This window comes from Prevotella sp. 885, assembly GCF_002265625.1.
GTDB lineage: Bacteria > Bacteroidota > Bacteroidia > Bacteroidales > Bacteroidaceae > Prevotella.
On the sequence record NZ_NOVE01000011.1, the window covers coordinates 50,309 to 63,833 of the forward strand.

The 13,525-nt window shown below is 50.8% G+C and carries 10 protein-coding genes; 2 read left to right on the forward strand and 8 right to left on the reverse strand.

Going from position 1 to position 13,525, the window contains the following annotated elements; genetic code table 11:
* The first annotated feature begins 128 nt into the window (after positions 1 to 128).
* Entirely contained in the window at positions 129 to 1,232 is a 1,104-nt protein-coding gene (gene recF, locus CHL74_RS05435) for a DNA replication/repair protein RecF (protein ID WP_094880153.1), read from the forward strand.
* A gap of 16 nt (positions 1,233 to 1,248) precedes the next feature.
* Here recF and CHL74_RS05440 read toward each other — a convergent pair whose 3' ends face one another.
* From CHL74_RS05440 to CHL74_RS05465, 6 genes are all read right to left on the reverse strand, one after another.
* Positions 1,249 to 2,385: an AAA family ATPase gene (locus tag CHL74_RS05440; RefSeq protein ID WP_094880154.1), complete on the reverse strand. Its 1,137-nt coding sequence runs from the start codon at positions 2,383 to 2,385 to the stop codon at positions 1,249 to 1,251.
* An 81-nt stretch (positions 2,386 to 2,466) separates the two neighbouring features.
* The gene (locus CHL74_RS05445; protein WP_094880155.1) at positions 2,467 to 2,757 is read right to left on the reverse strand and encodes a DUF721 domain-containing protein; all 291 of its coding nucleotides are present in this window, start codon (positions 2,755 to 2,757) and stop codon (positions 2,467 to 2,469) included.
* 18 nt (positions 2,758 to 2,775) lie between these two features.
* On the reverse strand, positions 2,776 to 3,309 hold the full coding sequence (locus tag CHL74_RS05450; protein WP_094880156.1) for a 5-formyltetrahydrofolate cyclo-ligase: 534 nt from the start codon (positions 3,307 to 3,309) through the stop codon (positions 2,776 to 2,778).
* Positions 3,310 to 3,471: 162 nt separating this feature from the next.
* Positions 3,472 to 5,103, reverse strand: a complete 1,632-nt coding sequence (locus tag CHL74_RS05455) for a S41 family peptidase (protein WP_094880157.1) — start codon at positions 5,101 to 5,103, stop codon at positions 3,472 to 3,474.
* Positions 5,084 to 5,545, reverse strand: a complete 462-nt coding sequence (locus CHL74_RS05460) for a dCMP deaminase family protein (protein ID WP_094880158.1) — start codon at positions 5,543 to 5,545, stop codon at positions 5,084 to 5,086. The genes CHL74_RS05455 and CHL74_RS05460 overlap by 20 nt, the downstream gene beginning before the upstream one ends.
* Positions 5,529 to 7,607, reverse strand: coding sequence for a M3 family metallopeptidase (locus CHL74_RS05465; protein WP_094880159.1), 2,079 nt, complete (start codon positions 7,605 to 7,607; stop codon positions 5,529 to 5,531). The genes CHL74_RS05460 and CHL74_RS05465 overlap by 17 nt, the downstream gene beginning before the upstream one ends.
* A 181-nt stretch (positions 7,608 to 7,788) precedes the next feature.
* Between CHL74_RS05465 and CHL74_RS05470 the strand changes: the two genes are divergently transcribed.
* Positions 7,789 to 9,015: a sugar transporter gene (locus CHL74_RS05470; protein WP_094880160.1), complete on the forward strand. Its 1,227-nt coding sequence runs from the start codon at positions 7,789 to 7,791 to the stop codon at positions 9,013 to 9,015.
* A 478-nt stretch (positions 9,016 to 9,493) separates the two neighbouring features.
* On the opposite strand, the gene CHL74_RS05475 is transcribed toward CHL74_RS05470, so the two are convergent.
* Positions 9,494 to 11,470, reverse strand: a complete 1,977-nt coding sequence (locus CHL74_RS05475; RefSeq protein ID WP_094880161.1) for an alpha-L-arabinofuranosidase C-terminal domain-containing protein — start codon at positions 11,468 to 11,470, stop codon at positions 9,494 to 9,496.
* A gap of 40 nt (positions 11,471 to 11,510) precedes the next feature.
* Entirely contained in the window at positions 11,511 to 13,523 is a 2,013-nt protein-coding gene (locus tag CHL74_RS05480; protein ID WP_094880162.1) for a transketolase family protein, read from the reverse strand.
* Positions 13,524 to 13,525 lie beyond the last annotated feature (2 nt).

The following is a 13,525-nucleotide window of genomic DNA, read 5'->3' on the forward strand; positions in this document are numbered from 1 at the left end:
GCGTCGCAAAATTACTGATTTTATCTTGAATATTGAAATTTATTCTATCTTTTTTTCTTTTTTCAATAATAAATGGGGTAACTTTGCACGACTGATTATATTATATTGCACGACTGAATATATTATCAATGATACTCAAGAATATCTCCATACTCAATTTCAAGAACATACGTGAGGCGTCGCTTTCGTTCTCGCCGAAGCTCAATTGCTTCCTCGGACGCAATGGTGAGGGCAAGACCAACCTTCTTGACGCAGTATATTATCTGTCGTTTTGTCGCAGTTCTTCCAATCCTATCGACTCACAGGTCATTACGCACGACCAAGGTTTCTTTGTCCTTGACGGCAATTATGAGAACGAAGACGGCGAGCCCGTGAACGTGTATTGTGGCATGAAACGCGGCACGAAGAAGCACTTCAAGCGCGACAAGAAGGAATATAAGCGTCTGTCACAGCACATCGGTTTGGTGCCGCTCATCCTTGTGTCGCCTTACGATCAGGACCTTATCTCCGGCGGAAGTGAGGAAAGGCGCAAGCTTATGGACGTGGTGATATCGCAGTATGACAATACTTACATTGATGCTTTGAACAGTTATAACAAAGCGCTTCAGCAGCGTAACGCCCTTCTTAAGATGGAGGAAGAGCCTGACGTCATGCTCCTTGATATCTGGGAGAACGAGATGGCGGTTCACGGCGAGCGTATCTTCAAGGCAAGAACGGCTTTCGTGGAGAGGCTTATTCCTGTATTCCAGAATATATACAGCCATATCTCGGACGACCGCGAGACGGTCGGATTGAGCTATGTGTCGCATGCCCAGCGTGGACCTTTGCTTGACGTTATCCAGCGCGACCGCTTCAAGGACCGTGCCGTGGGCTATTCATTGCATGGCATCCACCGCGACGACCTTGAGATGACGCTTGGAGGTTACCAGATGAAGCGTGAGGGATCGCAGGGACAGAACAAGACGTTCGTGCTGGCATTGAAGCTGGCGCAGTTTGATTTTCTCAGACGAACGTCATCTCAGACCACTCCTCTCTTGCTCCTTGACGACATCTTCGACAAGCTGGACGCCAACCGTGTGGAGCGTATCGTAAAGCTGGTGTCGGGTGACGGTTTCGGTCAGATATTCATAACCGACACCAATCGCGACCATCTCGACCAGATTCTGCAAAACGTCAGTTACGACTACAAGCTGTTTGACGTAGAAGGAGGAGATATCAAGGAGAAAGAATAACGGTGGAAAGGGGAGTTTAGCAATACTCCCCCTTGAACCAAAGACGGTAAATCGGATCAACAAAATCGAAGTTGCCTTTTTGCAATTCTATGATGTCTTTATTTTGTAATGTCTTCTTATTCTTTACAATCGTGTTGGGATTGCCCAGATTGTAGTTGCGTTTGACGTCTTGTGATGAAAAGTGTTGTTCTCCATTTGCTATTGCCCTAAGCATTTCTATCTGCGTAGCGCTTAGGTTTTCCGTGTCGTTCTGAAACATTGGGGTGTTGATATTCAGCACCTGTTTCACACCGAGAGCAAACGTTTCTTCCGTAACTTCAGATTCTGTGAAGCTCCAGACAAAATAGCAGAGCTGCTGAAGATACCAAGAGTGGCAGGCTACAATGTCGCATATTTGTTCAGCATAATGATGCGATATGGCTTTGTCGGTTTTTTCAAACGACGATTGTATGAACGGTATCCAGTGCTCTTTTGATATCTTATCCATAAAGATTACTTGTCCAAAACGATAGAACGGACTATTGGAGTTGTTGAAGATATTGAGCATCATATTCCGCTTACTGCCGTAAAGACAGTAGGTTGACAATTTCTGCTGTTGCCATACAGAGCGCATCTTACCTTCCATCTCCTTGTATTCCGGCAAGTTTGCCAACTGCTGAAACTCGTCAATGCATACTATTATCTTTATGTTTTTTTCTTTGGCAAGCATCTCCGGCAAGTTTAGTATTGTCATTTTGTCTTCCTCTTGCGGGACAAACTTCAAGTCGAAAGCAACAAAATCGGTCACTTGATCGTTGACGACAATCTGTGGTACAACGCCTGACAGAAATTTGCGGGCATCTGTTATCCATCGTTCAAACTTGGATGATGCACATGCTATGACTTTGCTTGCAAATGTTCGATAGAATTCGGCTTCCGAACCAATGCTGAAAGCATCTATATAGCAAATACGTATGTCTTGATTTTCGTTTGTAAGTTCGGTTGTTGCCTTTTTCACAAGCGACGACTTACCCCAACGGCGTGGCGAAATTAGCATCACATTAATATGCGATGAAAGTAGCTGTTTGAGTAAGGCGCGGTCTTCAACACGATCGATGAAGTTCTCATCTGTTGCTAACGTACCGAATTGGAAGGGTGATTGATAAGCTGTCATATAAGAGGTTTTATTTGCAAATATACAAAATATTACCCAAAGGTAACTTACCTTTGGGTAATATTTTGTTAGAAACAATGCTTAATAAACCTTTACGTCGGTTATGACCTGACTGCCTACGGCTTGGTTTATGCGCTGTACTATGCGTGTTTTCATCATCGAAAGATCTTGGCGCAAAGCAGGATTGATGATTTTCACGTATAGTGTCTGGTTCTTTATAAACTTCTCGCCGGTGTATCTTGTTATCATATCGCCCATTAGATTGTCCCATGCGTCTATTGCCCGCTTTTGCAGCAATGGCGTTTCGAGACCTTCGTGGCGCAGATACATGTTCAGCAAGTCGTTTATTGATTTCACTTCGCGTCTGAACATTATTGTTTTTCTCCTTTCTTATATTATCACTTCGTCCATCTTAACGTCATGCTCGTCCGTCGGAATTTGCTCAACGAGCTGGAACGGCAGACAGATGCCAATCTTGTATGTGCTCCCAAGTTTGGGCAGCAGTCTGTCGTAATAGCCCTTGCCGCGTCCCATACGGTTGCCTTCCTTGTCGAATGCCATACCTGGGATGACGGCGAGGTCGATGGACGCATAGTCAACGAACAGTTCGCCTGTCGGTTCCATGATGTTGTAGGCTCCCAGTGCAAGGTCAGCCGGACCCGTATAGCGACGCAGCTCCATTGTTCCTTCGCCCGTTACGTGAGGCAGCAGAATCTGCTTGCCGCTTACAAGGAGCGAGTCTACAAGCGTATGCGTGTCCACCTCGTCCGGCAAAGAATAGTAGAGCATCACGGTCTTAGCCGTTTTAATGCGCGGATGCGAGAGCAGACGCATTACAACAGGAAACGACTGTTCGCGCAATTCCTGACTTGTGAACTGACGTTTACGGCTTCTTATTTCCTTTCTGAGTTCCTGTTTTTCCATACTTATATATTAGTTGATAGTTATGGTTATTTGAGAGTTTAGAATTGAAAGTTGAGAGTTGAGGGTTGAGAGTTATGATTACAGATTACAAATAATATTACTAATCATAACTCTCAACTCCCAACTCTCAATTTTCAACTAATCTCAACTCTCAACTGTATTTCACTTCTTCGTCGGCTTCTTCGGGAACGCTGCGTTTTCGCGGAACACGCTCAGCGCCTTTGCTATGGCCGGGTCGTCGGCATTGATGTATTCGGTCCATGCCTCGTCGTCCAGCATATTATAGATGATGCGGGAGTTGATGAAGCGTTCCAGGAGCTTGTGCGACTTGCGAATCATCAGATTGCGGCGTTTCAGTCCGTTGTGGTCTGCGTAAGCTGCAAACTGCTCCACCGTGTTCTGGCTGACGAGATACTTCGAGAGGCTCATCATGTCCTTGTATGTGTTGAGCTTCGGACGGTTGTTGTCCGTGTAAGTGAACGCATACTGGAGTATCAGTCCTGACATGGCAGCCTGCTTGTAGTAGCTGGTCATGCCGAGCGTGTCCTCAGCCACGAAGATGTCCGGCGTGATGCCGCCACCTCCATACACCGTACGTCCGATGCTGGTGTGGTAAGCCGGTCCGTGATGCTTGATGCTGTCCTGTGAGAAGAACTCGCCGTGCTGATAACGTGTGAGCAGATCTTCCTCATAGTCCTTGTTGTCGCCGGCTGTGAACGGCTTCTGGATGCATCGTCCCGAAGGTGTGTAGTAGCGGGCGATGGTGAGGCGAATCATCGAACCGTCGGGGAAGGAGAGCTGCTGCTGCACGAGGCCCTTTCCGAACGAGCGGCGACCGATGATGGTTGCGCGGTCGTTGTCCTGCATGGCGCCGGCGAAAATCTCCGAAGCCGAAGCCGAACCCTCATTGATGAGCACCACGAGCGGAATCTTCTGATAAGATCCGTGTCCGTCCGACGGGAAGTCCTGTCTGGGCGACTTGCGTCCGATGGTATATACTATCAGCTTGTCCTTGGGCAAAAACTCGTTAGCCATCTGGATGGCAGAGTTCATATAGCCTCCCGTGTTGTCACGAAGGTCGATGACGAGGTTGGTGAATCCCTCCTGCGACAGCTTGGCAAGGGCGATGAGCATTTCGGGATAAGTGGTCTCGCCGAAACTCTTCACCTTAATATATCCTGTGTTCTTGTCGAGCATATACGTGGCTGTGATGCTCTTCTGCGGTATGTCGCCACGCGTTACCGTAAAGTATTTCACGGCTTTTTGTCCGTAGCGCATCACACCCAGCTTCACCTTCGTGTCCTTCGGACCTTTCAGGCGTCGCATGGCCTCCTCGTTAGTGACAATCTTGCCCACGAACGGCTTGCCGTCCACGCTTACAATCTTGTCGCCGGCGAGAATGCCAGCACGCTGAGCCGGACCGTTCTTCACAACGTTCTGCACGTGTATTGTGTCCTTGCGTATGGTGAACTCGATGCCCACTCCCGAGAACGATCCCTTCAGGTCGTCAGCCACAGCCTGCGCGTCCTTTGCGCTGATGTATACGGAGTGCGGGTCGAGGTCGGCGAGAATCTGCGGTATGGCTACGTCCACGAGCGAGTCGATGTTCACCTTGTCCACGTACTGGTCGTCTATAAGGTGAAGCAGATTGCTGAGTCGGTTCGATCCGGAATTGATGATGTTGAGTCGGTTGCCGGAGAAGTGGTTGGCGTAGAACGAGCCAATCATTATTCCGATAATCACGCATACTGCCATTATCAACGGCATAAAGCGGTTAGACTTCTTCATATTCATAATCGTCAGGATTTAGATATGTTACTTCTATGTTTGCTCTCTTGAGGAGGTCTATGCCGTCCATCAGTCGGTACTGTTCGGCGTAAATCACGCGCTTGATGCCCGCCTGGATAATCAGCTTGGCACATTCTATGCAGGGCGCCGCCGTCACGTAGAGCGTGGCGCCGTCGCTGTTGTTAGAGCTTCGTGCCAGCTTTGTAATGGCGTTGGCTTCGGCGTGAAGGACGTAGGGCTTCGTGGTATTGGTGTCGTCCTCGCAGATGTTCTCAAATCCGCTCGGCGTACCGTTATATCCGTCGCTTATTATCATCTTCTCCTTCACCACCAGTGCGCCCACCTTGCGTCTGTGGCAATAGCTGTTCTCAGCCCAGATGCGGGCCATGCGCAGGTAGCGCAGGTCGAGCAACAGCTGCTTCTCCTCTTTCTTAGTGCTTGATTCCATTTCGTTCGAGTAGTGCGTCTATGGTTGGTTCCTGTCCGCGGAATCTCTTATAGAGCATCATCGGATGCTCCGTACCTCCCTTTGACAGGATGTTGTCTCTGAAACTCTGTGCCGTCTTCTGGTCGAAGATGCCGTTCTTCTTGAACACGCTGAATGCGTCAGCGTCCAGCACCTCAGCCCACTTATAGCTGTAATATCCGGCAGCGTATCCTCCCGCCATGATGTGCGAGAACTGCGTGGTCATACACGTATCTGTCAGCTGCTTTGTCACCTGAGCCTTCTCCCAAGCCTTCTTCTCGAAGGGGATGATGTCCTCTGTGAAGGCGTCTTCCTTCGTATAGTAAGCCATGTCCAGCAGTCCGAAGCTCACCTGTCTGAGGCAACTGTAGGCTGCAAGGAAGTTGCGGCTCTTGGCAATGCGCTCTATCAGCTCGTCCGGCATCGGCTCGCCCGTCTGGTAATGGAAGGCGAAGGTGCGCAGAAACTCTTTCTCCACGGCATAGTTCTCCATGAACTGCGAAGGCAGCTCCACGAAGTCCCACCATACGTTGGTGCCTGAAAGACTCTCGAAGCGGGTGTTGGCGAACATGCCGTGCAGCGAATGGCCGAACTCATGGAGGAATGTCTCCACCTCGCCGAGAGTCAGCAGAGCCGGCTTTTCGGGTGTAGGCTTCGTGAAGTTCATCACCACGCTGACGTGCGGACGTACGTTTACGCCCTTGCGGTCTATCCATTGTCCCTGAAATTCTGTCATCCATGCTCCTCCCTGCTTGCCCTTGCGCGGATGGAAGTCGGCATAGAACACGGCGAGATACGATCCGTCGCGGTCGTACACCTCATACGCCTTTACGTCGGGATGATACACGGGGATGTCCTTGTTCTCCTTGAAGGTGATGCCGTACAGACGGTTGGCAAGGCCGAACACTCCGTCTATTACGCGTGACAGCTCGAAGTAGGGGCGGAGCATCTCTGCGTCGAGGTTATACTCGCGCATTTGCAGCTTGTGCGAATAAAATCCGAAGTCCCACGGCTCCATCTCAAAGTCGTCGCCCTCCTTCGCCTTAGCCTCTGCCTCCACAGCCTTTACGTCCTCAATGGCTGTAGGCTTGTAAGCGTCTATGAGGTCGTTCAGTAGCTTATATACGTTCTGTTCGTTTGTAGCCATGCGATGCACGAGCACGTAGTCGGCGTATGTGCGATAACCGAGCAGCTGCGCAATCTCGCGGCGCAGATTTATCAGTCGGCTGCAAATCTGGAGATTGTTCTCGCTGTTGTCGTGAATGCCCTCCGTGTTGCGTGCCATATACATCTGGCGGCGCAGTTCGCGTTGGGTGGAGTAGGTCATGAACGGTGAGTAAGAGGGATAGTCCAATGTGAACAGCCATCCTGTCTTGTCGGCTTCCTTCGCAGCTGCCGCAGCCGCCTCGCGTGCCGTTTCGGGCAGTCCGTCCAGCTGAGCTTCGTCGGTGATGTGCAGGGTGAAAGCCTTGTTCTCCTTGAGAAGATTCTGCGAGAACTGGAGCGACAGCATACCTGCCTCCTCCGTCAGCTTGCGCAATTTCTCCTTACCCTCGTCGTCGAGAAGAGCACCGCTGCGCACGAAGCCGTCGTAGCAGTTATCCAGAAGCATCTGCTCCTCCGGTGTCAGCTCGCGATGATGCTCGTATACGTACTTGATGCGCTCGAAGAGGCGCTTGTTGAGCTTCACGTCGTTGGCGTGCTTCGTGAGGATGGGGCTCATCTTCTGCGCCAGTTCGTCCAGCTCGTCGCAGGTTTCGGCGCTGAGCATGCACGAGAAAGCGGTGGACACTCTTGAGAGGAGGTCATAATAATTCTCTCCGTTCTCGTTGTCCACGCGTACAATGGTGTTCTCGAAGTTAGGCTCTTCCGGATCGTTCACCATTTTCTCAATCTCCTCATCGTCACGTCTGATGCCTTCAATGAAAGCCTCTTCATAGTCGCTGATTCTTATCTTGTCGAATGGTACAGTTTCGTGCGGGGTGTTGTAGGGTTCGAAGAACGGATTTTTTCTTTCCGTCGTATTTGCGCTATTTTCCAACATACTAATATATAAGATATCTTAAAAATCGTGTTTGCGATATATTTAACGTACAAAGTTACGTATTTTCTTGAGAGTAGATATAAGCCCACCTTTTTTTTAACTTTCCTTATATAGTATTGTATGGAAAAATAGTTGTAACTTTGCCGCCCGAAAAGATTGTTTAAAGAATAGGGATATAAAAATGCAAACTAAGAAAGATTCATTTAAGCGATGGTTGCCCCTGATAGGGTTGACCTTCGCCGTCTTTGTGTTTAATACCACCGAATTTATGCCCATCGGACTTCTTTCCGATATTGCTTCCGACCTTCATGTCAGCGAAGCGCGTGCCGGCATGCTCATTTCCGTTTATGCCTGGGTGGTGGCGCTGATGTCGCTTCCGCTCATGATTGTGGCGTCTCGCATGGAGCTGAAGCGTCTTCTGCTTACCATTATCGGCGTTTTCGTGGTCAGCCATGTGGCTTCCGCCTTGGCTGAGGGCTATTACACGCTTATGCTCTCTCGTATTGGCGTGGCTTGTTCGCATGCCATTTTCTGGTCCATAGCTCCACCCCTTGCCGTGCGTACCGTCCCTGACGGTCGTCGTGCGTTGGGTCTTAGCACCATAGCCACGGGTTCTTCCGTAGCGATGGTCGTGGGTCTGCCGTTGGGCCGCGTCATCGGACTCTACGTAGGATGGCGTGTCACGTTCTTCAGCATTGCCGTCATCACAGCCTTCATCTTCTTCTTCATCCTTGCCGTCTTTCCTTGCCTTGAGAGTAGGGGACGTTTCAGCATCAAGCAGTTGCCGTCGCTTCTCCGCAATCGTGTTTTGCTCGGCGTATTCCTCCTCTCCGTTCTCTTCGCCACCGCCCATTACTCGGGCTACAGCTACATCGAGCCGTTCCTTGGCAAGATAGCCGGTATGTCTCCTGATATGGTTACGCTTACGCTCATTGTCTTCGGCGGAGCTGGTATGTTGGGCAGCATATCCTTCTCCAAGTTCTATATGGCTAACCGTCGTCGCTTCATCTTCGTCACCACGGCAGCTCCCACCTTATGCCTCCTTCTGCTTCTTGCAGCGTCCGTGAACGTGTGGCTGACCATGCTTCTGTGTGTGGTTTGGGGCGCTATGGCAACGGCTTTCAACATCGCTTTCCAGGACAATACAATAAGGTTTGCGCCCGAGAACGCCACGTCCATAGGCATGTCCATCTTCTCCGGACTCTTCAATCTCGGCATAGGATGTGGCGCTTACGTTGGCGGTCTGGTGGTTTCGCATGCCTCGCTGTCAGACATAGGATATGCTGGCGGACTGATAGGCGTGCTGATGACCGTATATTGTGTAGCAAGATTCTTCCCGAACATGCGTAAAAGGGAAGCTCTACCGATGACAATATTTGCATTTCTGATGCTCAATACTATGAGTTGAACGCACTAAGAAATCTTTGGTGCGAAATTCTTGAATTTTGAGCGTGCAGCGACAATATGCTGACACTCTGTAGATTACACTACTAAGAAGAGAAATGTGCAATGAATGACAGAGCTAAACAAGCATCATTGGGTGCAATAGCGCCACTTTTACACTATAATAGTGCCACTTTTATCATACAATAGCGCCACTTTTACACTCTAATAGTGGCACTATTGTACTGTAAAAGTGGCACTATCGTTAAGAATTGGTGCTGTTTGCACAGCATAACACCATAAAAACAGCTTTTTGATTCTCTAAAATTGATTTTTATTTTGTAACATCTTTTTACTCTTTGTACGATATTTGCATGGCGGATATAATTGGGTGGCGCAATGACGAAGCCAATAAAAAAGGAGTTTTGAATTCCTTGTATTAAAGAATTCAAAACTCCTAATTCTTAAATTACCAACTAAGAATAATTCGTAATTCCTAAATCTTATTTAATCTTATACATTCTGAACGACTTTGCTGGGAGCTTGTCGTTGAGAACTGTCATGTTCTTCTTGCTTACGCAAGTGGCAGTTGTCTCCACGGGACGAATCAGATTGGGGTTGTCGAGAGTGTTCTCGGCGTCCATATTGTCGCTCTGAAGCGTTGTGGCAGTAGCCGAACGCGAGCCCTTCAGACCGTTAAGATTGAGCGTAACGTCCTGAGCCTTGTCAGAAGTGTTAGCCACCTTCACGATTATTTCGCCCTTCTTCTTGTCCACCACTGCGCTGGCGAAGAGTCCGTCCTGACCTTCCTGACCAGCCACTGACTTACCGTTCATGGTGAGAGGCAGTACGTTGGTGCCCTTGTTGCAGGCATACATCTGCTGAACGTAGTAGCTGATGCTCTTGAACATGCGTGTGTTGTCATACCAGATCATGTCGGGACGCCACTGCCATCCGTCAACGTGGGCGAACAGCGGAGCGTATGTAGCCATGTCCACAACATCAGCGTTGCGCTCAAGGTCGGTCATGAAAGCAGCCTCGTAGAGCGAAGTCTCGAAGTGATTCCATTTCTTTCCCTTTCCGTGGCAGGCATATTCGCCGGCGAACACCTTCGGACCCTTGCGGTCATAGCCCTCATAGCGCAGACCGTGAGAGAGGAACCAATGCTCGTCGCGATAGAAATGCTCGTCCACGAGGTCCGCCTTCAGCTCCTTCATGGCCTTCCATCCCTTCTCGAACATCTCGCCCTCAGAGTCAGGACCCGATGTGCCGATAAGCTTGATGTTGGGATACTTCGCCTTGATGGCTTTCACGAAGGGGCGCAGACGCTCATAGTAGAGGTCGTCCCACTGCTCGTTGCCGACAGCGAGAAACTTGAGGTTGAACGGTGCGGGATGTCCCATCTCAGCACGCTTCTTGCCCCATGTGGTGTTGACGTCGCCGTTGGCAAACTCGATGAGGTCCAGACAGTCCTGAATGTAGGGCTGAAGATCCTTCACTGCCACGTGAGCTGACGGATCGTTATGGTTTTGGAACTGACAAGCCATACCCACGTTGAGCACGGGAAGAGGCTCAGCACCGATGTCCTCGGAAAGGAGGAAATACTCATAGAATCCCAGTCCGTAACTCTGATAATAGTCAGGGAAGAGGCGATAGTTGAACGTTGAGAGCCAACGGTTGCCGTTCAGCGGACGATTCTCCACCGGTCCGATGGAGTTCTTCCATTGATAGCGCTGGTCCAGCGACGAACCCTCGACGATGCAACCGCCCGGGAAGCGGAATACGCCGGGATGAAGGTCGTAGAGAGCCTGAGCAAGGTCGCGGCGCATACCGTTCTCGCGGTCTTTGAACGTGTGCTTCGGGAAGAGGCTCACGTGCTCCAGTGCTACGCCGTTCTTGCCCTTCAGCAAGAGGCGGAGATTGGCTTTCTGCACGGTCTTGGGCGATTTAAGTATGAGTTCATACTTCTTCCATTCGTTGCCGCTGACCTTCAGTTCGGCAGTGGCAAATTCCTGGTGCTCCTCCATTGTGCTCTCGTCCACGAGCGACACCTCCACGTTGGCGTCGCCGCTTACAGTCTTAGCCCAAACGGTGAAGCGATATTCCTCGTCCTTCTCGATGCCGATGCCGAAGTAGCCTTCGTTCTGCAGACCGGTAGCCGTATCGTTATGGCCGGAATAGTTGAGCACCACGTAATGAGGACAACGCTCGAAGGGTCCGTCGTTCTTCACTTCAAACTTGCCGAAAGCCTTCCAGCCCATAAGAGCATCAGGAAATTCGAACGAGCGGTTCTTCACCAGCTCGCCGTACAGTCCGCCGTCGGCAGCATAATTGATATCTTCGAAGAAGATGCCGTACATGGTAGGCTGCACCGCCGCCCCCACCTTCTTGGTGTTCACGTCGAAAGTGTGGGGCTGAGCGTATGCTCCAAGCAGCGACGAGGCAGCTATGATGCACGACAGAAGTCGTTTCTTGTTCATATATTAATGTAAGGTTATCGAACTATATAGTTCAGTAAGTTTAAAGCATTTCCTTCACCTGCTTGTATACATTCTCTGCGGTGAAGCCGAGTTTCTCGTCCAGAACCTTGTAGGGAGCAGAGAAGCCGAAGCTCTCCATACCCCAGATCTTGCCGTTGTCGCCTACAAGACCCTCAAGGTTGACAGGCAGACCAGCTGTGAGACCGAACTTCTTGGCATCCTTCGGCAGCACGCTCTCCTGATATTCCTTGCTCTGACGACGGAAGAGTCCCTCAGACGGAACGCTCACGATGCGAACCTTTACGCCGTCCTTGCGAAGAAGGGCAGCACCACCGACGAGAGTGGATACCTCCGAACCGGAAGCAAGCAGAATGACGTCGTAGTCAGCATCCGAACCAGCCACTACGTAAGCGCCCTTGCGAGCCTGCTCGTAGTCGTTGCCCTCGGGAAGGCTCTCGATGTTCTGACGAGAGAGAACCATAGCAGTAGGTGTAGACATGTTCTCCATTGCCATAGCCCAGCAGACGGTTGTCTCCTCGGCATCAGCCGGACGGAAGACGCGGACAGAATCCTCACCCTTGTGGTTCTTGAGCTTCTCCATGAGGCGGATCTGAGCTTCCTGCTCCACCGGCTCGTGTGTAGGTCCGTCCTCACCTACGCGGAATGCGTCGTGAGTCCAGATAAACTTCACGGGAACACCCATAAGTGCAGCCATGCGGACAGCCGGCTTCATATAGTCAGAGAATACGAAGAAGGTGCCACATGCCGGCACTACACCTCCGTGCAGATACATACCGATGCACATGCAAGCCATAGTAAGCTCCGAAACGCCAGCTTGGAAGAAGGCTCCGCTGAAGTCGTCCTTTGTAAGGTCGTGTGTCTTCTTGAGGAAGCCGTCGGTCTTGTCAGAGTTAGAGAGGTCGGCTGAAGAGCATACCATGTTGGGCACCTGCTCTGCCAGTACGCCGAGGCAAGCTGCAGAAGCGGCACGTGTGGCTGAGCCTGGCTTCTGCTGAACAGCTGTCCAGTCCACCTTGGGAGCGTTGCCGCTGAACCATTCCTTCAGCTGTGCAGCCTTCTCTGGATTGGCAGCAGCCCATTCTGCCTCGTTCTTGCGACGTGCAGCCACGATGGTCTTCAGTTCTTCGCGGCGGTTGGCATAGAGCTGCTGAACCTCCGGGAAGATAACGAAAGGATTCTCAGGGTCGCCACCAAGATGCTTGATGGTGTTCTCATACGACTTGCCACCGAGAGGAGCACCGTGAGTCTTGATGCTGTGCTCGTAGCTTGAACCGTCCTCCTTCAATGCGCCCTTACCCATGATGGTGCGACCGATGATGAGCGTAGGACGCTTCTCTTCAGTCTGAGCCTCTACGAGAGCCTTGCGTATTTCGTCGGGATCGTTGCCGTTGATGGTTGTTACCTTCCAGCCCCAAGCCTCATACTTGGCAGCTGTGTCTTCCTTCATCACGACGTTACACTCTGTTGAAAGCTGAATCTCGTTAGAGTCGTAGAACATGATGAGGTTGTTGAGGCCGAGTACGCCAGCCAGACGACCGACACCCTGAGAGATTTCCTCCTCTACGCCACCGTCAGAGATGTAAGCGTAAATCTTGTGCTGCATCGGAGTCTTGCCGAGGCGAGCCTCAAGGAACTTCTCTGCTACGGCAGCACCTGCTGCGAAGGCATGACCCTGACCGAGCGGACCTGACGAGTTCTCGATGCCACGAACGATGTCGCGTTCGGGATGGCCCGGTGTGGGCGAACCCCACTGACGGAACTCCTTCAATTCGTCGAGAGTGAACTTGCCCTGCATGGCAAGAGCCGAATAGAGCATGGCAGACATGTGACCCGGATCAAGATAGAAGCGGTCGCGACCGGTCCATTCAGGATCCTCAGGGTCGTAAACCATGAATTCTGAGAAGAGCACGTTGATGAAGTCGGCACCGCCCATTGCGCCACCTGGGTGACCAGAGTTGGCTTTCTCCACCATTGATGCAGCCAGTATGCGGATGTTGTCGGCTGCTCTATACATAAGTTGTTTTGAGTTCATCT

Excerpts from the sequence above, each read along its gene's own strand:
- recF (WP_094880153.1), top strand. The coding sequence starts at position 129 with ATGATACTCAAGAATATCTCCATACTCAATTTCAAGAACATACGTGAG.
- CHL74_RS05440 (WP_094880154.1), bottom strand. The coding sequence starts at position 2,385 with ATGACAGCTTATCAATCACCCTTCCAATTCGGTACGTTAGCAACAGAT.
- CHL74_RS05445 (WP_094880155.1), bottom strand. The coding sequence starts at position 2,757 with ATGTTCAGACGCGAAGTGAAATCAATAAACGACTTGCTGAACATGTAT.
- CHL74_RS05450 (WP_094880156.1), bottom strand. The coding sequence starts at position 3,309 with ATGGAAAAACAGGAACTCAGAAAGGAAATAAGAAGCCGTAAACGTCAG.
- CHL74_RS05455 (WP_094880157.1), bottom strand. The coding sequence starts at position 5,103 with ATGAATATGAAGAAGTCTAACCGCTTTATGCCGTTGATAATGGCAGTA.
- CHL74_RS05460 (WP_094880158.1), bottom strand. The coding sequence starts at position 5,545 with ATGGAATCAAGCACTAAGAAAGAGGAGAAGCAGCTGTTGCTCGACCTG.
- CHL74_RS05465 (WP_094880159.1), bottom strand. The coding sequence starts at position 7,607 with ATGTTGGAAAATAGCGCAAATACGACGGAAAGAAAAAATCCGTTCTTC.
- CHL74_RS05470 (WP_094880160.1), top strand. The coding sequence starts at position 7,789 with ATGCAAACTAAGAAAGATTCATTTAAGCGATGGTTGCCCCTGATAGGG.
- CHL74_RS05475 (WP_094880161.1), bottom strand. The coding sequence starts at position 11,470 with ATGAACAAGAAACGACTTCTGTCGTGCATCATAGCTGCCTCGTCGCTG.
- CHL74_RS05480 (WP_094880162.1), bottom strand. The coding sequence starts at position 13,523 with ATGAACTCAAAACAACTTATGTATAGAGCAGCCGACAACATCCGCATA.